The organism is Sphingobacterium sp. LRF_L2 (genome assembly GCF_965644235.1).
Lineage (GTDB): Bacteria > Bacteroidota > Bacteroidia > Sphingobacteriales > Sphingobacteriaceae > Sphingobacterium.
Genome location: NZ_CBFFRI010000002.1, coordinates 420,545 through 443,772, shown reverse-complemented (window position 1 = coordinate 443,772; position 23,228 = coordinate 420,545). Strand labels below are relative to the sequence as shown.

The following is a 23,228-nucleotide window of genomic DNA, read 5'->3' as shown; positions in this document are numbered from 1 at the left end:
AATAATTGGGGGTTAATAACGATTTGATTGATAAGGAGAAAGAACCAGCACATCCAGAGATCGGAGTCCCTCTTCCAGAATGAAGTTTTGTCGATACAACGCATCCCTAAACGCAGCAAAATCCTTACAGTCGTCGGGAAGGTCGATATCCAATAATGCCGTAATGCCCGTTTCATCAATGACAGCACGACCGGGAAAGCTCTGCTTGAGCAAATCGAGTACATCTTTGATACGGCACCTTTGCATATAATTCGCATTGCCATTTGCCGATAAGGGGGCTTTTATACGCTCTCGCGTGTTGCGATCGTATACCGTCCCATCGGTAACGAGCATGCCCTGCTTCTTATTGGATAATATAGTTTCGAGCTTACCATTATACTTTAACAGATAGACAGGTACCGTACGTTTATCCACAAAGGACCGCACGGCAAGAAAAAAATCAAGGTCATTCTTCATGCGCAGCTTCAGCGCCTGTCCATCGTAGCTTGCAGGAACGCTCGCCTCATAGCAAAAAAGGTTGCGTTGGCACCAATCCAGGTACTGCGGGTTGGTGCTCTCACGGCTAGCGGATGTAAAGTCGAGATCAAAATCGAATAAGGTATCGGCGACAACGAGTCCTGTCGTCGTAAGCACCTCGTCAAAGCACCCGGTCAAGCGGTAGAGCATTGCAATAGGATAATTGCTGTAATGGACGTGGCGGCTCTGTAAAACAGTGTCAAGTCGCGTAGCAGCCGAAGATTCCTGTTGCTTAAAGCCCGAGAACTTCGAAAAGAAGGTTTTCTTTTCATCTCCATTTGGAACATTTTTGTCATGGGCATCAGCTCGTGGCGGATTGGCTATTATGTTGGATAGATAAAGGCTATCCACAAGGATAGATGGCGGTATATCGACCACAATTCCATCACGGATAATCACCAAATGGGGTAAGGCCGTGTGTGGAAAATAGGCTTTCAACAGCTTATCTCCGACGACCGAATTCAAATGAGGCCAGAGTTTTTGGAGTTTCTCATTTTTTGTTATACCAAAATATCTAGCAACCTTATCTGCATCCTCATAGGTTACGGGGATAAGTTCCATCTCACTGCTGTTTGCTTCAGCTAGTCTGTGCAGGTTAGGAAGACGCGCCAGACAAGTGGTGCACCATGTTGCCCAAAAGTCGAGTACGATTAGCTTTTTCGAGCTGTAATCGCCCAGACGTATCGTTTTGTTCCCAGAAGCACTTTGTATCAGCGTGTGTGCAAAATCCCACAGTGCTGTGGGGATAGAATCCCCGATTTGAAGCGGCTGTATGTTCAGCTGCCCATCGGCCCCGCTGTCCCTGCGGGGCTCCTGAGCTTGCAACTGATTACTAAACAACAAAACGAAACATACCCCGAAGCAGAACAATGTCCGGCTCCGGTTATTTTTTGATTTGAATAGGTGGGATAGCCATTCCAATAGGCACAGTCCTCTCCCACCCTTGTAAAAATTGTTCATTTTTCGAGGTTTTAAGGGTGTGGTCCAGAGGTTCTGCTATTTTCTATTCTTCGCTATATCTCCTTTGTGGCTAAACCTAGCTTAGGCCACACACAGTTAGTAAAATGTTGTTGGAAATGATGCGAACGATACTAGGTTTCATAACTGGTTTTATGATTCGGTGTTGCACTGTCGCATCTTTAGAAAAGCCATAGTGGCTGTTTGCAACCACCTAGTCGGGCGGAGAAATTAAATTTTTGTAGAGTTTTTCTTTTTTGGTTTTCATTGCTCGTTATAAATTAACGAGTCTTTTTGGTATGCTCTGGCCTTTGATACATGTGGGCCTGCACACCGTCGTCACAATAAAGTTTCTCACGCCTTACACGACACGGATTTACAGCAGAGCCCACATCTATCTGATATGCAAATATAGCATAAAAGTATAGACATGGGTGTTTAATCTGCTGCCTTGCGTCGTGGCGTGAGAATTGTGACGGCAAGACTCTTAGTTTTAAACACCTAATTGACCCGTGGGTCAATTTCCAATACAAACATACAGAAAACAAATTACAAAAAAAGAATAAAATGTCACTTTTTGTAATTTACTTACTCTTCACTTTTGGGTAATGAGTAATATCGATAGAAAATTCATTACACAAAATATTCTTAACCTTATTGACTTTAGTGGGGTTGCTGATATAGATTTTGCTAATCTCATAGAGAAGTCAGCTAGAACTATCGTTCGAATACGAAAAGGAGAAGCCCTATTCACTATCGAAGATATTAATATCGCGACAGAATTTTTTGATAAATCATTGATCGAATTGAACACTAAAAATATTCAATTTGAAGATAACTTTCGTAATAATCTTAAGGCGACACACAAATCTCACACATCATTTTACACAGTACTAGACAAACGCCAAGCTATCACGTATGCAATAACTTATTACTTATTGAAGAATGACGAGTTTTGTACATCTGGGCTAACCGTTGACAAAATTAGTGAGTTTTTAAATTTATTTGGCTGGGATTACTCAAGTTCGTACATATCCAGTGCAATGAATAGAAATAAGAAATTAATAAATATTGTTGGTACAAAGATCATCGACGGCAATGAAGTAAATATTTATAAAGCGAAACCACAAAAATAATGTTTGGTACAAATTCACAAATATATTCCGTCAAATTTTTGATTGTGATTTGCAAGCGATAGTTCCGAATATCAATCAACATCCTAGCTATTTGATAAACATATCAGAGGCATTAGATGAAGCGGATAATACCATCTACCGCGCAGAGAGAAGATTCTACGATGGCACCATCGAATTTATAGCTACCTTCGGCACAGAAGAAAAGGATTTACGACTTGAATTTGCAGATCTTACTGAATTAGTCCCTGAACAAGAAGTGCAAGAATGGGCACTTGCAAAAATTAAGTCTGGCTACTTTGATGTTGCAAAAAATGGACTAGAAATCTTCGAAACTTGTACATTTGATTTAAAAGGAACTGTTCGCCCTTTGTATCTGGCGAAGGCACTAAAGAGTTGTAATGGCACAAAAGGACTCCCAAAACTGAATAAAAAGAAGGATGGAAATGGGAGGTTTGTTTATGGATTGACGTTATAGCTCAAGCATGGCCAACAGATATTTTTACATGAAATTCTTACAAGCATGAGCACTAAAAGAAAAGAAAGCAAACGTACAGAGTTTCTAGGTGTAAACCATATTGCCCAACTTGTCAATCATTCAAACTGCATATTTAACAAAATAGACGAATCGAACGATCAAGGACTCGATGCGTACATCGAATTTATCGAAAACGAATCGGCGACAGGGCTATGTATTGGTGTACAAATAAAATCGGGCGATTCATACCAATCTTCTGATAAAAGGCATGCAGTAATTACAGCGGACTTCAATCATTTTGAATACTGGAAGAATCATATTTTACCTCTCGCAGGTATTGTATACATTCCTGAGGATGATTCAGCGTATTGGGTTGATTTATCTGATCATCTCAAAGATAATGATCTATCAGGTCCATACACCGTCCGATTGTCGAAGGAAAATATCCTAACTCCCGACACTTTTCAAAACTTCTACGAACATTTCAGTCCATATAGATACAAGTACAATTCGGATTGGAATTTTGGCAAAGCCTTAAAGGGATTGGTGCCCTCCAATAATGCAAATACGAGAATCGAATCCATCAAATCCCTATTCCATTTTCACAGAAATGAAATCGAAAGCTGGTACTATCTAATAAATCAATTTTCAATTGAAAATAATTTCGATATCGAGAATTTGCTTATTTACATCATGCGGCACTTAATCAGCCATGGCGATATCTACTGGCACGATGGGAATATCGTTAATGAATCTATAAGGAAGAATTCGAAGCGGATAATAGCAGAGAATTTTGCGATAAATGAGATAGCCAAGCTACTTCGACACATAGATGAAAACGGCATTATCAGGGGTAGTATAGGTCAAAATATTTATCCTATTATCGATCTCGTGCCGGACAAAGTTGAAATCCTTAAAAAAATCATACTTAACGAATTTACTGATGACGATTCGCGAGCTTGGGCGGGTATCATATTAATAAATGAATTCCAATTCGATGATTTAGATAGAGCAATAAATTTTGCCGAGAGTATGATTAATAATTTCCCAAATTCGGAGCATAGAGAGCAATTTGAATTAATCCGTGATAGTTTAAAACATGATGGGTTTGTAGATTTTAGGGGATAAAAGACTATAGATTCAACTTTAATATTACTTAGAAATGTCTATCCAGAAGTGCCTAAGGTTAATTTCGTCACCAAAAACCCTAACAGAAGTAGACAAATAGCTTGATAAAGTTTCATTTTCACTATCAGGCACTAGAATATCTTTTGCGGCCCAAGTCAATGTAGCATTATTTGGGGTCGAGATCTGCTCTTGTATCCACGTATTGACTTTAACGAACCAATGCTTAGGAGTATCGCTTTGGACATACCCAATAATTCCGGCGTGAACAACATCTTTACCATGACGGCCATTTTTAAACCGTTCGATTCCACCCGAATTTTTCAAACATTTATCTCCATCATATTCTCCACAAACATATTCTTTCTCGCGCTTGGATGGTAATGTGGAGTTTAAGCGTTTTGCCTCAAATTTTATTAGCGAAGGGGAATCGTCGTCTTCGATATTATTTTCCTGCGCAAAAGCATAAGTACCAAAAACCGCAAAATCCGTTGACGTATTTTCTTTATCACTCTCTAGGTTTTGGTGATGAAAATGAAAAGAATATTCAGTAGGTTTTCTTGAATTTAGGGATTTACACAAGCGATTAGTGATGGTGTTTTCATTCTCGTCATTTTTAGCCTTAAAGCTCAACAAAATCGAGGAGACATAACTGTAGATAGTAGTAATTATAGTATTGTCCGGGGCACTACTAAGCGTTCCATATGTATTGTCCGACATTTCTCCCATTACTTACCCTGTTTATATAGATCCAGAAAAGTCTCGTCCGCATCTCTGACCGCAATGGAAGGAAGCCAATATCTTTTTTGATTTGGCTTATATAAAAAGATCACGTTCTTGTGGTAAACTTTCACAATACGGTTAATCCAAAGATTATGACCCTTTTTGGCATTGATCAATGTTTTTAATTTTCCCTCAACACCTTCTATAGAAGTAGGGATTTCGATCTCTGGTTTATCCCCTAGAATAAAGGGATAGGCTATAAACTCTTTACCAACTATTGGAGTAAGTGATTTAAAGTTTTGATAAATAGAATTAAGCACTTTGCAATAAAGTTCGCCAAATTTTTCTAATGTTTGCGTGCCTGCTATTGATTCTAAAATCACACTTTTTTCACCCGCTTTTCTAAACTCTGAATAATACAATGAAATGTCTGAGAGTAATTCTTTTTCAATAGAATCAAATTGAATTTCCTTTTCGGGATATGGAAGAGAGAGAATATCGTTTTTTAGAACAACACCTTCTCTTGTAGTTATAATACGACCGCTCAATAACCACAGTAATGCAGAATACGCAGAATTATTCTTATAACGTTTTTCAATTTTTTTTAGCAATTCGACATCGTCCTCTGGTGAATGAATTCCTATGATTTCATGTCTAAAGGTTAAATAGTCATCTCTAAACTCAATCGGAATAGAAGATACACCTGATTGCTCTTTTATTAAAATATGAGGAGGTTGAAAAACTTCTTTATTCGTTTTTGAAGCTCTATAGAAATGCTCAATCTCACATTTTCTAATCGACTCAATACCATTCTCTTTGAAACCATCTGTTTCAACAAAATTATATCCAGTTATCCAATCTGCTTTGTGTTTTTCTTCTAATAAGTCGAGTTCTTCGCCTTCTGCTGTTGTTACATTGTCTTTATTTGAGAGTTCTTGTATCCGTTTAATTGGTTTTGAGGTAGGTGATTCTATCCAACCTTCAGCAACTTTCCACCCATTATTTTCAACCATTTCGTCCAAATATTGGCCCAATGTTCGTTGTTCCGCAACTTTATCTAATAGTTGATGTAAACGTCCGCCTCCCATAAAATTAGCCTGCCATACCCTTGCTTTACTCAATGATGTCTTATGAGTTATTTTATAAATATCATAATGGTCTATTTCGAAATCAATCTTTTCTCCCGAGGCTTTTGTTCTTCTGAAAATGTAGTGATAAGTAGTTTTGTTATCCGGTTTTGTTTTTTCGGAAAATACAGAAACTACAGCAGGTTTAGCACTTGAACTACTACCTACAAAGAGCTTTGCTCGTAATGGTGTAAAGTCAAATATTCCCTTAAAGTGATATTGTCCGAAAAGGTATTTTCTAAATTCATGGGTATTAGTATTGTATAAAACCGGACCAGAAGGTAAAATCAAACAACAGTTACCTCTATCTTGCAATAATTTGAATGATTGCTCTAAGAATAATAATGCTATTTGATTATCCGGAACATCTGGACGCAATGTGTTGATACTTTTTTCTTGTTTATCAACACGTTCTGCCCATTCAGTAAATTCTGAATTGAAGGGGGGATTCCCAATAACAAGCTGAAAATCGTCACTAAGCTTCTGTTCGTTAAGTGTTTTGAAAAAGTCACCTTGCAAAAGATTACTACCGACTAAATTGTCAAAGTGAACATTCCGCCAAATTTCTTTGGGAGATAGTGCGTCTAACAGTGCTAGTCCCAAGCTAAAGTAGGATAATGTTACAGCCTCACTCTCTAAGTCGCAACCAAAAATATTATTTTTCAGTAGTTGCTTTAACTCTTCAATATTTTCTTTTTTCGGCTTGGACCAACTGTTCCTCACCCTCCACCACTGAATCATTCTTTTGAATGCTCCGACAAGAAAAATTCCAGAACCACAAGCCGGATCGATGACCTTAAAGTCTTCTTTGGCCTCTTTTAGAGGCATACATTGGTCTATAAGGAACTGAACCAAATAAGGAGGGGTATAGACAACTCCTTTTTTCTTTTGTCCTTTTTCATCAGTCAAAAAGTCCTCATAGATATGACTGATCAATTCTATCGGAAGATAGTTAAATTGATAAAGTCTCCATAATGACATTTGTCCAATACCATGTTTCCCTTTGGATGCAAAATCAACATCGCCCTTAACGAAATGTTGGAAAAGCGTGAGATCTATTTCGTTTTTAAGCTTCTCACATTCTTTATCGTTTAAATAAAATATTTGACCATTGAAATGCTCTTTGCTCGAAAGTGCCTGAAGCATTTTTGTAAATGTATCCGCATCTCCAAGTACCCCTTCAAGAGTTGGATTATTAGGATTATAGGAATTGTAGAATTCTTTTGGGTTCAATGCTCCATTACCTTCATCATCTTTACGTTCTTCAAGATACTTAATTAGTATAAGCATCATCAAAACTCTTTTGACAAGCGCAGCATTGTCATCTCCAACTCTGGAAATAATATTTGCTTTAACTTTTTTCAGCTGGATTAGTAATTGCTCATAAGCACCTTCTTCGTATTTGAAATCCTTTCCGGCATTTGAATCCCAAAACAGACCCGAATCAAACTGCCGGACATTATATTCGTCTAGCTTTTGGCTTACCTCACTTAATAAATCAATAAAATCGTGCGGCGAAGTAGTAAAATCTTCTCCTTTATCATCCCATTTAGGCTTTTTAGCACAATTATAAACCAGTATTTTGCTCTTGTCAAAGATAAAGCAAAAAGGCACTACGCCAGCATTCCAAAGTTTATGATGAATTTCTGCACCACTAATACTTTCAGAGGTGAAATCAGAAGAATCATAAATATAAATTTGTGGTTTCGGCGGTCGGGCGTCATTGTAAAATCTAAAATAAACAGCTTTAGCTCCAAACTCAAGCGCATACTCAAGCGCAATATACAAATCAGGGTCTGTTTCGTTCATTCGGTCTGAGACAAAGCGAATACTAGAGGATAATTGAAGATCCATTCCAAGCTTTCCTAAAGCCGAATCAAAACTGATGCTTGTTGCAGTTTCCATTATTTTTGCAAAATACAGTTAATATTTCGGGATACCAAAAACTAATTAATAGCGCCTACCTATGTCCTTAGCACCCTTGATATTAACCAGCTTAGAACTCTGCAAGAATCAAGTTGACTTACGAATCCCTGCAAAAAGTTCATTAGATCATTTACATACAAACTGGTCGGAATAATACCTTTAGCTCTATATTCAGGTGGAACAATAACATAAAACCCTCTGCGAACCACAGCGAAAGAAATCTGGACAAAAACATGTTTGCGCGTCTTGGTACCCTTGACTTTGTGCAACGGAAAGAAAACATCATCATCTGCGGCGCCTCCGGCACAGGAAAAAGTTATCTATCGCAAGCACTCGGGCATCAGGCCTGTCTCACAGGAATAAAAACACTCTACAGCGTAACGGCCAGAATCATTAAGCGGTTGAAATTGAGCAAAGTCGACGGCACATATCTCAAGGAGCTGGAAAAACTGAACAAGGCGAACTGTTGATACTGGATGACTTTGGCCTACAGGCTTTCGATAATCAGGACCGGGAGACTTTGATGGACATCATAGACGATCGACATGGCAAAAGATCAACCATCATATCTTCACAGATACCGGTATCCGCCTGGTATGAAATCATCGGTGGTGAAGGAACTATTGCTGACGCAATACTGGACAGAATCGTAAACTCCTCACACAGGATAGACCTGAAAGGTGAATCCCTAAGAAAAGGAATATTGAAACACGAATAACGACATCTTTTTTATATAATTGTATGATCTTTTAAGTGGCACGGTTTGACCGAAATCACTGGCATCGTCACTGGTTCTTCCCCACTTTTGGTGGTAATACCATCATATTTGTCTTCCATTAGCGTTCATATTTTAATGAATGCATCAAAACTTGTTTTTTCGGACGATGGTGATAACTTCAGGATTATATCAGTAGATAACCAGCAAGATGTACTGGTAGTTTATGTGCAGAGTACTACCCGAAGTGCTGTCTGCCCAAACTGCTGCATCACTTCGAAAAGAATCCACAGCTATTACACCCGCAAGATCGCAGATCTTCCTGTCTTTGGTAAAACTTCCAGAATTATTCTTCGCTCTCGTAAATTTTATTGTCATCAACACGAATGTCCGTTCAAAATATTCACCGAGAGGTTCGAGAGTCATTTCAGGCCATATAAACGGAGGACTGAGCGTCTGGAAAGTAAGATCAGACAACTTGGGCTTCTTGCCGGAGGAAGGCCTGCTCAGCGGATTTGTACCATATTGTCGATACCCACGAGCGATACGACTGTACTACGGTTGATTGAAAAAAGCGATTTTTCACCAGCAAAAGGTGTAACCGCCATTGGCGTAGACGATTGGGCTTACAAAAAAAGGAAAAGTTACGGTAGTATTTTGGTCAATCTCCACACAGGGAAAGTGATAGATCTATTACCAGACCGTGAACAGGAGACATTGCGTAAATGGCTACAGGAACGTCCAGAGATTGAAGTAATGAGCCGGGATAGATACAGTAACTATCAAAAAGCTATTACTTTGGGTGCTCCCCAATCTATCCAGGTCACCGATCGTTGGCACTTGTTGAAAAATTTAAGTGAGGCGGTACAGAAAGTTTTGATCAGGCATTACAGCAAAGCCACAGCTTTGTTGGCCAATAAGCAGTTACGGGTTGACGATCAACAAATAGCTGAAAATCAAAGCACACTATCTGAAAACAAAAGCTCTCCGGATTCAGCTCATGGCGGGATCCCAAATAGAAGCTCTTAATAGATTAGCAGAAACAAAATTCAATTTGCTGATTCTAGATATGATTTTACCCTTACGAGCTGGAGACAATGCTTTAGAGCCCGATGGCGGACAGAATGTAATTGATGAACTCGATACAAACTATCTCGACTATCTTATGCCTGATCACATTATAGCACTAACAGAATATGAGGATGCAAAATCAAAATTTGAGAATTATAACATAGAAGTAGTAACATTTAAGTTCGACAATAAAAATCTAGCTTGGGAAACTGGAGTTCTACGAACATTAGGAAGGTTAATACGAAAAGATGTCAAAATAATTTATTGTGAGGGAAAAAACCATGAGTTATTAGGACTTTTAAAATTAAATGGATATTCATTTATAGGTAAAAATGATTGTAGAGCAGTTTTCCAGTGTGCAATTCACGAAAAACATAATCTAGCTTTACGAGATAAGGATTTCTTGACTAGTAAGGAAGTCCAGACTCTCAAAAGCAAGCACCCGAACTATTTAGTTATAGATATGTATTGCTTTGAAAATCTCCTTTTTCATCCCGATAACATCTTTGAAGCCTATCCCGAATTTCCTAAAGATCTTTACATAAAAGATTTGATTTCACAAAAAAAAGCAAAGATATTTAATATTGTTCAAGATTACAAAATGGCTAGAAAAGGATATGAAGAATTTAAAGATCAAATAAATGGCATAAAAGAAGATGCAAATTTTGAAACCGATATTGTCAATGCACTACAATCTGATGAAGTTGAAATGTTCTATCCATATCTAGATATGGCCGGAAAAAAAGATAAGGCTTTTAATAAAAGTTATAACAAATCTTTTCTTCAAAAATATAATCTATCAAAAGAATCTCTTGTTGATACAGACTGGTTTAAGAGTAAAATTGTTTCAATTCTGCCAAAAATATAAATCACGTTACAACTAGATAAGTAATTAAGTCCGAATCCCGCCCTCTCCTCCAAGACAGATTTTCAAAGCTTTCAAAAGAGCTTAAAAATAGATCAAAAACCTGCAAAACAATGATTTGCAGGCTTTTTTTCTTTTATGGGGATATCGCAAAATTTGCAAAAATACCCATAATTTCTGTGGCACATTTGTAGACTTACCTGTTTTTGATCATCTACAGGCAATACTCAAATAAAACAACAACGCCCAATCCGATTGAAGACTGCGATTATCTCAATTTGTTCACAAAATCATCAATCGAAATAAAATCATTATCATATTCTAATCCGTTATTAAATACTGAGCATTCAAACACTCCTTTTTTTATATCCTCCATAACAAATTTAAATTTGGGTCTATCGTGGAACTCAGTAATAATAATTTCCCTTTCATTAATCAAAACATTCTTAAATAGTTTAGAGAAAAACAATTCATCAGGTAATGTACGTAAAACGAAACCTGTAGCTAGATCTGATTTTGTTGTCAAATCTTTTACGTTCATCTCTAGTTTAAACTCTTCTTCATTAAATATGCATTTCAAAATAACTTCAATATTATGCTCTTTGCTTTTATTTTTCTTATAGAGCCACTCATTTTTATAACCTTTTTTACGGAAATCATTATGTAACATAATTAATTCATGAAGAGGGATTTTCTTAAACTCATTACAAAGGTAATAGCCTTCTTCAAGCAAATTTAAAGCATATTCATATCTTATAATTCCTTTATTATTTTCGTAGTAGTCAATATCAAGTGGCACATATGCCTGCAAAACTGAATTACTCAAATTATCTTTTATTTTAACTTTGTCTAACGATGATACAATAGAAATCATGTTAAAAGAATCACTACTTTCCAAATTATACTTTCTAATCTCACGAGACAAAAAGTTAGAAATAAACCTATATCTAAGATTAAATTTTAAAGCGAATTTTGTATCAATTTGTGATTCGTTGTTTATATGTAATGCAATATATCTTATTTTCATATTCACGGTCGTTTATGTCTGGTAGGATCTAATTGATCCAACAATTTCTTAGCATCCTTACTCTCATAATCTAGCGCCTTTAATCTAGCGCCCTTACCTTCAGGAATTCTATTCACAATTTCAGAAACATACTTACCAGGCGTTTCGTCCTCTTTGTTCCACTTATTTGCTTGCGACTGACCTCTGTATGATTTACCATCTTTTGTTTCTTTACCACTACTTATACCTGTTTTAACTCTCTTATTGTCAAACCATGTGTCTAAGATATTATAATTATGCTGAGCCTTGTCACTTAATTTAGAGTTTGCATGTATAATTTCTTTTACCTCTCTACTCGCACTACCTTTACTTTCTGTAGTAGAAAGTAAGGTATTCCCATCGACTATTTTTCCAGAAGACACTGCTGCAAGATCAAGTCCTGTACTTATTAGTTCTTCAGCGACATCCTCTATCGTATTCAATTGTACAGAATACAATTCTGTTTCAAAGGTTTCACTACCATCAACAGTTCTGTAACGCATGCGACTATCCGAACCTATAGCTCGAGCAGCAGTATTATATATGGCATGTTCAGTATCTTTCCATGCGGTATAGATTAATCTTGCAAAAAGAAAAGGATCATTAGGATCATCTGGCCCCATACCATCCGGATCTATAAAACGTATCGGATTGTCAAAAGCATAATTGTAGGGGCTATGCCTCCGCATCGTCTCCGCCAATGGATCCACCACATTCCATCTACCTATCTCCGGGTCATAGAACCTTGCTCCGTAGTCGTACTGGCTTCCACGACTTTTTCGTAGTCCGCCCGATTCTGTGGCAGCTGCAAAACGCCTTTCTCAAAGAACTTCACCTACCCAAAGAAGCGGTTTGTTTGGTTTGCACAAGCGGTATTTTACGGTTGACCCGTCCATCTGTTACAGCAAATGTAGCCTCCAAAGGATCCGGCCCGTAAAGATCGAATTGACCATTATTAGCCAAGCAGAAAGCCCTATATAAAAAAGCTCAAATAAAAAAATAAACGTAGCTTAAAATTTAAAGGAGTATTCGCTAAGATAAAGGAAATATTTGCTCTATGTTATTTAATTTGCTTAAAATTATCTTATCACATGGTATTATTCCTATCAAATCTTCTCCAGCAGAAAGCTCATAAGGATCAAATATCACAATTAGATTGACTTCTTCCAAATCACTTTCTATTAAATAGAGCTCAATATTATCTTCTCTTGCATCATAGTTTTGTCCAGACAGAATTGAGTTTAATTCGCATTGATAAATAGCATTTTTTATTATTTCAAACCCATCAGATGTATACTTAAAACCACCTAAATAAAAAGCTCTCTTAACCTTATCAAGAAAAGGTTTTCTTTTATTTATCGCTTTTAATTTCTCGTAAAAGGGATTGCTTTTTTTCCTAAACATAATCAAATATTACAGCTATTTTTTTATAACCTCTTGAATTTTATCATAAAGCTCATCTGCAACTCCTCCCCCAACAAGCCCTCCTCCAATCGCACCAACTACTCCTCCAATTATTATACCAAGAACCGCTCCTCCGCCACCAAAAAGCGCGCCAACACCAGTCTCTATTTTGACCCCAGCCTCCTCCCCCCATAACAGCTCCAACCTCGTGAGTAGCCGCTCTTCTAAGCTTATGCACAATAAATAAGCCCAATCCGGTGAAAGATTGGGCTGGATCGTATTAAGTCAATATCCATTAAAACAAGTGATCAAGATCGACCATCCTTTTCCATATATTCGAGTTCTCTTTTCCTCGCCATAGAGTAACATAGTTTGAAACACTTGCCCTCATCAATTCGACATAAGGGAGTTTTTTAAAGCCAAATAATGCCGGTAAATGGTAGGAGATATCGCTCTTTGGTTTCTTAACAACATCCCAGTAAACTTCACCTTTATACTTATTTATGATGTAATCAGATAGTACAATAGAAGTATCTGCAGCAAAAGCATACCCTGCGTTAGTTAACCTGAGCACACCTCCATCATCTTTAAAAGAGAATTCTTCGTTATTCAAGGTTTCGTATATTCTCTCACACAAAACTTCAATATTCAGCGCACCCCTCTCAATAGATAAATATTCTAAATATCGAGCCGATCTTTCATCTTTCACAGACATAAACCAGTTGAAATATTCTTTAGCATCTTTTAAAGACCAATCAAAATTCTTGGTCGAAAAAAACTTCTCTGGAGGTATAAAAAGTGGATATGACATAATTTAATTATGAATAAAAATACTAAAATCATTTTTACGGAGCAATTCCTCTAATTGTTTTGTGGGACCAGTTCCTGTTTTACCAGGAAAGAAGTGCCATTCAACACTCTTAACACCACTTGTAGAATCTTTGATAAGTGCTGCATCCTTCGAAACCTGATCTTTTACCCTGCTAGAAGCGGCAGTACGCCCTACTTTTGACTCCTGAGCCGTCACATCTACAAAATTATCGACCACTCTTTTCCCTTCTGTAGTATTAAAAGTTTTCTGAGGAGTTCCGCCGAAAAGATTATTCAAAAAGTCTTCTCCAACTTTCCCCGCCGCCTTATTCTCTTTCAAAACATCTCCGGCAGTCTTTACTACCGACGAGGTAGTTCCTGGAGTTTTACCAAAAATCAATCCATTTCCTCCTCCGCCTGGATACGAAGCTGCTATGGTTAGTGCCGCCACTCCTGCTGCTACGTGTTTATTCCCCTCAACTTCCACACGCGTTCCTACCCTTCCCTGATCAGTATAAGAAAACTGAATTTCCTGTACAGGCTCATCGGTAAAAAATGATCGCGCGTAAGACGTCAATGTTCTAACAGCTGATGTGGCTCCGTCAAGTGTTGAATAATACATGTTTTCAACAAGCGACATCCCGTTTCCGAACGGATCATTCGGATCATCTGGCCACATCCCGTCAGGATCAATAAACCGTATCGGATTATTTAACGCATAGGTATATGGAGACCATCTTCTTCCTTGTTCCGCCAGCGGATCCACGACGTTCCATCTTCCGATCTCCGCATCATAAAACCTTGCACCATAATCCAGCTGGTCACCAAGTTCCGTCTGAACTTCTTTACCGTTATAAAGATACTTATTATTCCCGCCTGTTACAAGAGCCCTTGTCTTTCCAAACGGGTAATAGTCCTGCTGCTGTACGATATCCACTGTAGTAGCCGAAGCCGCCCCCCGTTTAATAACCGCCCGTACATTACCCAGATGATCTTTGAGATTGTAATGGTAGCTATACGTGCCGCTGCTGTTCTGCAAGTAACCTTCTTCCGTCAAGATCATATCGATTGTACTACTTCCCGTACCGGTCTTACTGTATTCGATTCCACCGATGTAGTCACGTTGGGTTACCGTTGTGCCTACCGTCGCTGTCTTACGCAGTTTTGCGCCCCTAGCATCGTAGAGATACGCTACACTTGTACCCGTTCTATTTGCTGTCTTCGGCAGGTTCAGGTGATTGTAGGTAAAGGTAGTCGCAAGGCGGTCTTTCATCGCATTGCCGTTCGCATCGTATGTATAGGTATTCGTGTTACCCGATAAGCTGGCCAAACGGTTACTCTTGCCGCTATTGTTATACGTATAGGTCGTCGAAGTTGTTGTCGTCGTGTTCCCTGTATTACGGGCCAGTGTCTTGATATTACCCATATCATCGTAGGTCAATGCCTCGATCATCACTGTCGTACCCGAGCTTGTACCGTTCGCCAACCGGTTAAGCTTATCGTAGCTGTAGTTGAACGTACTACTTGTCGTTGCCGCATGCCCCCAGAGCTGCTGCGCAATATTACCATTGAATTGCGGTGCGGTAAGCTGCACTCCCGCTGTATTGACATTGTAGTTCAGCAGTTCGGTAAACTGGGTAGCAGATATATTCGTTGCCCAGCCGCGTTCATTATAGCCGTAACTTACCGTGGTCAGGAAGTTCGTTCCGCTGTTCTCGCTATGGATCCCCTTCGTTTTGAGCTGACCGATCTCATTGTAGACAAGCCGGCTCTGCAGGACCTCTGTCTGGCTATTGATCTTCTTCTTTGTGTCCTTCAACCGACCCACATGGTCGTAGCTATTCGTAGTCAGGATCGTCGTCGTGCTACCTGAACTGGGAATATGCTCACGCTGAGATGTCAATAATTCACCGACAAAACTATACGTATTCGTCACCCTGTCCGTACCGCTCAAATGGTTCTGCGCAATAGACTGGATCAGTCTCCCTCGTTTATCATAATAGTTCACCGTAAGCAGCGGTGCACTACCGTCATCCTGGCTTACCTTCGTGCCTGTCAAAAGCCCTGTTACCATATATGTACTGTCCAGTCCAGAGGTAGCGGGCAGTACAGTCGAGGTCTTAAAGGCGTAATCATCATAGTAGTTCACCGTGTATTCCGCTATTTGGGCGGATGTCGTTGGAAAGCTCACATTGGTATAAGAAGCCGTTCCAACACGACTCTCCCATTGGCTACTCACGGCGTCAGCAAGTGCCTGCACCTGTTTGCGCGTAATCTGCCCACTTGTCGTATTGGTATAGATCCCCGTAGAGGCCACTCTGTCAAATGCATCATACTTCGTATAGTTCCACTTTCTAGCTACTCGTTGCACCGAATCCTGTGTCAGGATGGGCTGGTCATTCTTGTTGTAGACTATATATTCCCAGCCCTTCCCAGGGATCTTCTTCTCCACCAATCGACGCCTGCCGTCGTAACGGTAGGCATACACCAGCTCATTGAAATCCGTATTATTATCTGTGACTGTTGTAGCTGTATATCCTGGTGGAACCACATAACGCAGGTCTCCGAAATCATCATATACATAGTACGTGTTCAGCGCTTTGCTATCGCTTTCCCAAATACGCTTGAGAACGACACGGCCTTCAAAATCCTTAAATTCCTCTGCAGTACCTGTACGGGTCGGATTATCAGGATCCGTACTGCTGTTAACCCAGTTCTCATCCTTGATAACCGTTTTATGGAGCTTGCCAGCTGCATAGTACGTCGTACCGCTTGCCCCCGTGGCCGTGATCTGCCATAGGCGTACTTCATCTGACTTATTCGTTCCATAGTCCGAAACCAGGGTATGACCCGTCGTCGAGGCTGTAGTTACCGAACTGCGTGTAACTGCAGGCTGCCAGGCCGATCCCGGAGCTCCCTGCTCCAGCACTCGGTTCAACGGACTGTTCTCGAAAACTGTAACAGAATACGGATAATCCGTTTTATTCACATGGCTGTCCCAGCCCGTACTTTTGTAATAATTCAACTGGTTGGTCTTCGCAGAGGTCTTGTAACTGCCATCATTGCCTGTCTGCTCGGCATAAGGAAGGTATTTTATAGATTCCCTCCCTAAGCCATCGTACTCGATGTACTGGACAATATCTTTCTTATCATTTGCCCCTGCCTGCCATTGGACCGTCTGCGAGGGACGTCCCAGACCATCAATATATTGAATGTCAACGTTAACATCTTCCACAGGTTTGCCATCCAAGGAAGCCGCTGTAAGATAGCCCAGGTTGCGAGGTGTACGGGTAACAATATAGTTCTGACCGGCACTCAGGTTCAATCCCCCATCGTTAGATATAGTGAAAGTGACAGTTGCCGTTGATGTTCCGCCGCTGTTACGTGCCGTTACCGTATAGCTCTGCTGTGCAAGCGTCGTGCTCACCTTGCCCGTTATTCTTCCCGTCGAAATGTCAAATGTAAGCCCTGTTGGAAGTGCAGGGCTGATCGTATATGCAGCCTGTATAGTTACCTTCTTGATCTGGTTAACTGCATTTTCAGTGAGATAATATTTGCCATCGGGTCCTATGGATAGACCAAAAGGATTCGTGAACATTCCACTGGTGGAAATTGTGGTCACTTTTCCCGAAGGCGAAAGAAATTTCAGCCCACTGTTCGTCTGGTCCACAAAGTAAATATTTCCCTTGTTTACTATGAGGTTGTTTACCTGGAATTTGGCTGCTGTACCGATTCCATCCTGATTGCCCGACGTACCTCCTGCTATAGTGGTCACATCATTGCCACTTATCCTACGCACCGCATTATTGGTACGGTCCGCTACATACAGATCTCCGTTGCTATCAAAGGATAAAGCGATCGGATAGTTGAACCGTGCATTCAGGAGTGTACCGTCCAATAGACCGGCTGTCCCACTGCCGGCAACTGTTGTTACTACACCGGCCGTTGTAATCTTACGGATCTTATGGTTATAGGCATCTGCTACATACAGATTTCCCGAAGCATCGAAAGCCAATCCCATCGGGTAGTTGAACGATGCGGCTGTCCCCGTCCCATTGGCAGAACCTATGGAACCGCTTCCCGCAAAGGTTGTCACAACCCCGGCAGGGGTTATCTTACGGATACGGTGGTTCTGCTGATCGGAAACAAAAATATTTCCCGATGCATCCATCGCCAGAAAACTCGGATGTTTAAAACGCGCAGTACTACCGGTGCCGTTAACGTAACCCGAAACTGTACTATTTCCCCCCGCTAACACTGTCTGCGTACCGGAAGAAGTACGCTGCATAATAGTATGGTATCCTGCATTCGCTATATATAAGGTATTGTCCGATTTCAGCACCGTATTGAGCGGATTGTAATAACCGGTGATCGTCTGGTCAACAGTTACGCCAAAGGACGCTCCTCCTCCATTATCGGTAGGGGACCAATCTATCTGTTGATCAACGCCAAATATACGCGGGGAACCATAGCTTATGGAAGGCGCCAGCACATATATATTGTCATTGACAATCGGCGTTGTTGACACCGTTGAATTGGTCTGGACAGACAATGAAGACATCTGGCCCGAAAGGTGCGCGTTCAACGTATCGCTCTGTGCGAATAAACCTATAGGGATAACACCCAGATATATCAGAATAGAACTAAAAATGGATTTCTTCACGATCAGGCTGTTTATGGTTTATAATTATACTGGTAATTTCTCAAAATATTGCTATCAAAGTCCAGAACCTCCCTTAGCCGCTGAAAGCTATCATATTGGTAATATTCCGTAATACCACGGGGATCTGTTTTACTTGTCATACCAACTAACGGTTGGTAGGTATATATATAAACCTGAGCTTGTGGAAGGTTGTTTTTTAGTGGAGCAACGAATGTTTTTATCTCCTGTAAAGTAGGACTGTACTTCTGCGAAAAATTTGAAATGGTACTACTTCCAAGAACCGCTTCAACCTGAATATAGCTTGCATTGATAATCTTTACAATAGGATACTGATCCCCATAGCTCCAAAGGTAAACTTCGCTACTCCCGTTCTTTTTCACAATACCTGAAGGATTAAACAGACCGTCATATTTATTAACGGTCAATTCAACTTCATAGCCGCCCGAACCATACTTCTTAGATACATACTCGGGAGCAATGACACCGTTCCAATTTTTATACCCATTGAAATTCCCAGATACGAGTTTATTCCCTTTATATTGTAGCTCTTCGATAACCGGACTTACCATATTATGATCTACAGCCATCTTATTATAGATATTATCCGTTAAAAAATCAGTAGCGTACTTATATTCTGTCCTGGCTATCGAACCATCTGAAGCGGTTCTGGTGACAGCGATCGGACCAGAATGCTGTGCAAGCGAATACTGGTATCCGGTGACAGTCCGTGAAAGTTCCGTCCCGAAATAGTTAACTGTTGAATCTTTGAGCAGAACAGGATAATACGGAAAAGTAGTGATGAATTCCGGTTCTAGTTGCCCCTTTCCAAAGAAAACTAAATCATTGCCATAAAGTTCTCCTCTAATCTTTTGATATATTGCTTTAATTGGCAATAGTAATGCTACTGAAGATCGGTCAGTCAATGGAGACATATTATAACTTAGATGCTGCCTGCTCTTGATCGTGCCATTTTCGTCGTATAGTTCTTTTTGAGTAAGGAGTCCCCGTAAAGATGAGTAGTCCGTCTGCAGATTGGTACGGATAGGATAGGAAAGATATTGCCTTACACTGTAAACATCCCCAAGGTGCGATGCCAGATTGACTGCCGGAATTTTTCCTGATGTATAATGGTAAACGGTTCTTCCATTTCCTTCTTCCCATTCCGTGACTCTGGCATATCCTACATGAACCCCGGAATGCGATTGAACATTTACATTTCCCGTATAATTAACATTAAAAAAAAGGGCTCGCTCTTTTGCTTCCATTCCCCCTAAAAGATAACCTGCTGTAGTAATATTCTGGAACCCCATTAATGAAGGAAATACGAGATCAATCGGTGTCTCCAAAACCCCCGAACTAGCACCGGAATCCCAGTCATAGGTATAGTGCTTCGATTTGACAACGTTGTTCTGATCGGTATATTTGATATTCTTTATCCTGATACCACCACTGTTGAAGATATCCCCCTTCTTATACGCAAATTTATAGGAAACTGTCAGATTGCTCTGGAAAGAGGCGGGACCAACAATGAACGATTCCATTTTGTAGCGGCCTTCCCCTAAAGAAAGAGAGATAGTACCTCCCGAAACTGTATTGCGAAGCAGCTGCTGAAAATGGTCTTCGTTGACGGGACTGCCGATCGCTGTCACTAGATCAAACTCTCTCTGAAATACCTGAAGATCAAAACTGTTGGTCACAGAGTTAAACTTATATATTGTACAACGCCCAAAAATGCCAGCGGATTGGTACTGAACATAAGCATTGTAGTCTGCCCAGGTGAGCTGTGCAGAATTTGTCGGAAAACCTATGATATGGTTTATGCCCACGGTTTGATCTTCATGAACAGTAAACTCTTTGGTCTTGTAGTCACTCCCAGATGTGGTCGACACGGAAGAGATAGTCCTACTCACCAGTGAATCCAACTGTAACTGCATCGCATCATCGTTCCGAACATTCTCTTGAAAGCCATTGGGAGCATATCCAACATACGAATAGGTATTCCCTTCATATTCAAATTCGGCGGAGCCTCCCGTGGGATAACGAACCTTCTTTAGTGAACGCAGCTGTGCATACTTAGCATCTGGATTCCGGAAGGCACTATTCCTGTATTGAAGTCCATAGCTGTAAAGTTCTGCCTGTCCGGTTTCGGAAAGCCTGCTGGAATTATAAACTTTAAAAAACGGATCTTCAGGCTCATAGTCTTCTCCATTGTAGTAGCCCCAAAAATCCTTTCCTACCTTATAACCTATAGCCTGGTTCAGATTATGGAAGAGGCTCTTACCGTGTAGTGTTTCGTAATAGTCAAAGCTATATGTTTTACCGTTAACCTGCACAGAAGACAACTTGCTGAGGCCTTCAATCTGGCTATTACCCAAAAAATTCACTATTTTATAACCTTCGAAACTACCGAAAGAAAATTTAACATCGCTTACCTTCTTTTGATCGTTCACCACCTTAATACTATCCAAAAATGTACGCATCAACAGATCCGAAGGATCTGAGTGCGAGTAAAAATGTACGGTATCTTTATTATGAATAATCTTAGATAGGTACTGATTAATGGAAAAAGCCTCCGATGCAGGTGTAGAATGCTGTCCAAAAGTGCTCAGCACATATCTCTGCCAGGTCGCCGGTTCTCCCCAATAAAACTCTAACACGTCAATACCGTTGATATAAACTCTTCTTTCCGCCTTTGAATCATCAAATATCTTGACACGATCCGAGTAATTGTAGTAATTGAACGAAGATGTACCTGATTGGTACTGATAAAGCTGTTTATACACAAAACTTATCTTATCTTGGTTAACACTATTGGTTATGGAAGTTAAATACCAGCTACTTACATAGGGGTATTCGCCTCCATTTCTACCTGTCACATTTCTCGTCTCCGCAGTCGCAAATAAATAAACCAATCCGTTTCCATCGGTGACCTTAAACGTTTTGTTTGGCTGATATTCTATTTTTAAATTATCGTGTGATAGCTTCAGAATATTACCGTTATTATCGAATGTGAATTTTCCTGAAAATTCGTTAAAACTGTAATGATAGATGTCATACTGTGTATCTACAGTTTCGTTTCCAGAATAATCCAGACAAGAAAAAAACGATGAACTGTTGTAAATATCATAATCTGTGTTAATGTTAAATGCAGAACTCCAACTACCTGAAGCAAGCGGCAGATTGGAGCGCACAAAATCACTAAAAGTAAAATTTCCATTTACATAGTCGTCGGGATATCCCTTAACAGATCTTACTATAGCTCCACCTACCTTTAAGGACCACCCCAATCCCACCCATGTGGGCATATCCGTATCCTTTATACCTGAAGCATTATAGTCAATACTGATATCTATGTTTTTTACGGATAGATCAAATGATCCCAAAGGAACAGAAACTCCCACAACACCTGTATAATTCGAAACGGGAATTTCAGAGAATTTTAAAAGTGCTTCGGTGTTCGGTGAGAGAAACTGCGGAGGACTGACCTGCGCAAATGATGATGTTCTAAACAAAAACAGCATGCTAAGACATATAAAACACAATATATGCTGCAAACAAAAAATTATCTTCCTTCTGAAATAGAAAGCTAACGAATTCATAGGGTCCAATTTTGGAATTGTATCTATCACAATTATTTTTTTAATCAATTAAAAAAAGGAAAGTTTCTTTTTTCGAAATATTCAATACCGCTACACATTCAGAGGATTGATATCTACACTCCTGAAAAAATAGGCTATCACAACTAAATACATTTGTAAAAAGCGTTGAAACGTCAACCCACGATATTATACCATAGTAATATCCAAAACCATAATGTATGATACAGGATATAAATGTTATGGAATTATCTGGGCACGGGACGCTAGACAGATGAAAACAATATTTTATTCATAATTATCAAAAGGCTAATATGTTTCTGCTAAAATAGAAAAAAAGTCAACACAAAAAAAATAAATTCAAACATTTGATAAAAACAGATATTGTTTACCACGACTGGATCATCTGTGACATAGCTTAAGGCAATATGAATATTAAAGATGGTTCCAATTGCTTCGAATTAGATACACTTAAAATCCATACTATTTATTGTATGATTCGATTTTAGCGACCTCTTCAATATCCCGAATGCTGTCCTGCAATACGATCGTCTAGTGGACACTTTCTTTTTGAAGCTCTAGGGGTGACTTTATCTTTCGCTACAGCAGAACAAAAATGTATGAGTAATTTATTTTGAAATCGTCGCCGTATCTAGAAGAATATAAATAGGAAATTGACTCAATCAATTAAAAAAGAATATAGTAAACTAATAATAAGGCTAATTTTTAATGTTCCAAACAAAGCTTCTACATGTTTTCTGGATAGTTTTATTAGCATCCAACACTAGTTATGCTCAAATTGTGTTGAAAGGTCAGGTTATCAAGATAACAGATGGTGATACCACAACCCTCTTAGATAATTTAAATAAGCAGTATCGAATAATATTATATGGTATTTATTGCCCAGAGACAGGTCAAGATTTTGGAACAGTTGCTAGAAAGTTTACCTCTGATCTATTCTTTACAAAAACAGTTACCGTAGAAGTTAAAGATATCGATCGATATTCTAGACAAGTTGGAATTGTATGGGTTGATCGAGAAACCAACAATAAAAAAGTTCAATTATACTTATAA

16 protein-coding genes and 2 pseudogenes are annotated in these 23,228 nt (G+C 39.4%); 7 read left to right on the top strand and 11 right to left on the bottom strand.

The window, feature by feature from the left end; genetic code table 11:
• Positions 1-12: 12 nt before the first annotated feature.
• Positions 13-1,476, bottom strand: coding sequence for a TlpA family protein disulfide reductase (locus ACSZOX_RS05230; protein ID WP_437918757.1), 1,464 nt, complete (start codon positions 1,474-1,476; stop codon positions 13-15).
• A gap of 605 nt (positions 1,477-2,081) precedes the next feature.
• On the opposite strand from ACSZOX_RS05230, the gene ACSZOX_RS05225 reads away from it, so the two are divergent.
• The 3 genes from ACSZOX_RS05225 (at position 2,082) to ACSZOX_RS05215 (ending at position 4,212) form a co-directional block, all read left to right on the top strand.
• A complete protein-coding gene (locus ACSZOX_RS05225; RefSeq protein ID WP_437918756.1) occupies positions 2,082-2,609 on the top strand; it encodes a hypothetical protein in 528 nt (175 codons plus the stop codon).
• Between the two features lie 91 nt (positions 2,610-2,700).
• Positions 2,701-3,084, top strand: a complete 384-nt coding sequence (locus ACSZOX_RS05220) for a hypothetical protein (RefSeq protein ID WP_437918755.1) — start codon at positions 2,701-2,703, stop codon at positions 3,082-3,084.
• A 45-nt stretch (positions 3,085-3,129) separates the two neighbouring features.
• Positions 3,130-4,212: a DUF4365 domain-containing protein gene (locus ACSZOX_RS05215; protein WP_437918754.1), complete on the top strand. Its 1,083-nt coding sequence runs from the start codon at positions 3,130-3,132 to the stop codon at positions 4,210-4,212.
• 24 nt (positions 4,213-4,236) lie between these two features.
• Here the strand turns inward: ACSZOX_RS05215 and ACSZOX_RS05210 are convergent, their stop codons facing one another.
• Positions 4,237-4,938: a hypothetical protein gene (locus ACSZOX_RS05210; RefSeq protein ID WP_437918753.1), complete on the bottom strand. Its 702-nt coding sequence runs from the start codon at positions 4,936-4,938 to the stop codon at positions 4,237-4,239.
• The gene (locus tag ACSZOX_RS05205) at positions 4,938-7,964 is read right to left on the bottom strand and encodes an HsdM family class I SAM-dependent methyltransferase (RefSeq protein WP_437918752.1); all 3,027 of its coding nucleotides are present in this window, start codon (positions 7,962-7,964) and stop codon (positions 4,938-4,940) included. Before ACSZOX_RS05205 ends, ACSZOX_RS05210 begins: the two co-directional genes overlap by 1 nt.
• A gap of 254 nt (positions 7,965-8,218) precedes the next feature.
• On the opposite strand from ACSZOX_RS05205, the pseudogene ACSZOX_RS05200 reads away from it, so the two are divergent.
• The 3 genes and pseudogenes from ACSZOX_RS05200 to ACSZOX_RS05190 all read left to right on the top strand — a co-directional run bounded on the left by ACSZOX_RS05200 (position 8,219) and on the right by ACSZOX_RS05190 (position 10,639).
• Positions 8,219-8,703 (top strand): annotated as a pseudogene (locus ACSZOX_RS05200) (ATP-binding protein).
• Positions 8,704-8,748: 45 nt separating this feature from the next.
• A complete protein-coding gene (locus ACSZOX_RS05195; RefSeq protein WP_437918751.1) occupies positions 8,749-9,729 on the top strand; it encodes an ISL3 family transposase in 981 nt (326 codons plus the stop codon).
• Positions 9,701-10,639 (top strand): hypothetical protein, encoded by a 939-nt coding sequence (locus ACSZOX_RS05190; protein ID WP_437918750.1) that lies wholly within the window; start codon positions 9,701-9,703, stop codon positions 10,637-10,639. The genes ACSZOX_RS05195 and ACSZOX_RS05190 overlap by 29 nt, the downstream gene beginning before the upstream one ends.
• Positions 10,640-10,904: 265 nt before the next feature.
• Here the strand turns inward: ACSZOX_RS05190 and ACSZOX_RS05185 are convergent, their stop codons facing one another.
• The 8 genes and pseudogenes from ACSZOX_RS05185 to ACSZOX_RS05150 form a co-directional block, all read right to left on the bottom strand.
• Entirely contained in the window at positions 10,905-11,663 is a 759-nt protein-coding gene (locus ACSZOX_RS05185) for a hypothetical protein (protein ID WP_437918749.1), read from the bottom strand.
• A 2-nt stretch (positions 11,664-11,665) separates the two neighbouring features.
• Positions 11,666-12,304 (bottom strand): hypothetical protein, encoded by a 639-nt coding sequence (locus ACSZOX_RS05180; RefSeq protein ID WP_437918958.1) that lies wholly within the window; start codon positions 12,302-12,304, stop codon positions 11,666-11,668.
• A pseudogene (locus ACSZOX_RS05175) lies at positions 12,295-12,448 on the bottom strand (RHS repeat-associated core domain-containing protein); the annotation flags it as partial. The pseudogene ACSZOX_RS05175 and the gene ACSZOX_RS05180, both read right to left, overlap by 10 nt.
• 265 nt (positions 12,449-12,713) lie before the next feature.
• A complete protein-coding gene (locus ACSZOX_RS05170) occupies positions 12,714-13,085 on the bottom strand; it encodes a hypothetical protein (protein WP_437918748.1) in 372 nt (123 codons plus the stop codon).
• 15 nt (positions 13,086-13,100) lie between these two features.
• Positions 13,101-13,325 (bottom strand): hypothetical protein, encoded by a 225-nt coding sequence (locus ACSZOX_RS05165; RefSeq protein ID WP_437918747.1) that lies wholly within the window; start codon positions 13,323-13,325, stop codon positions 13,101-13,103.
• 55 nt (positions 13,326-13,380) lie between these two features.
• A complete protein-coding gene (locus ACSZOX_RS05160) occupies positions 13,381-13,896 on the bottom strand; it encodes a hypothetical protein (protein WP_437918746.1) in 516 nt (171 codons plus the stop codon).
• A gap of 3 nt (positions 13,897-13,899) precedes the next feature.
• Entirely contained in the window at positions 13,900-18,558 is a 4,659-nt protein-coding gene (locus tag ACSZOX_RS05155; RefSeq protein WP_437918745.1) for a DUF6443 domain-containing protein, read from the bottom strand.
• Positions 18,559-18,569: 11 nt separating this feature from the next.
• Positions 18,570-22,070 (bottom strand): hypothetical protein, encoded by a 3,501-nt coding sequence (locus tag ACSZOX_RS05150; RefSeq protein WP_437918744.1) that lies wholly within the window; start codon positions 22,068-22,070, stop codon positions 18,570-18,572.
• Positions 22,071-22,883: 813 nt separating this feature from the next.
• Between ACSZOX_RS05150 and ACSZOX_RS05145 the strand changes: the two genes are divergently transcribed.
• Complete coding sequence (locus ACSZOX_RS05145) at positions 22,884-23,228, top strand: thermonuclease family protein (RefSeq protein WP_437918743.1); 345 nt, start codon at positions 22,884-22,886, stop codon at positions 23,226-23,228.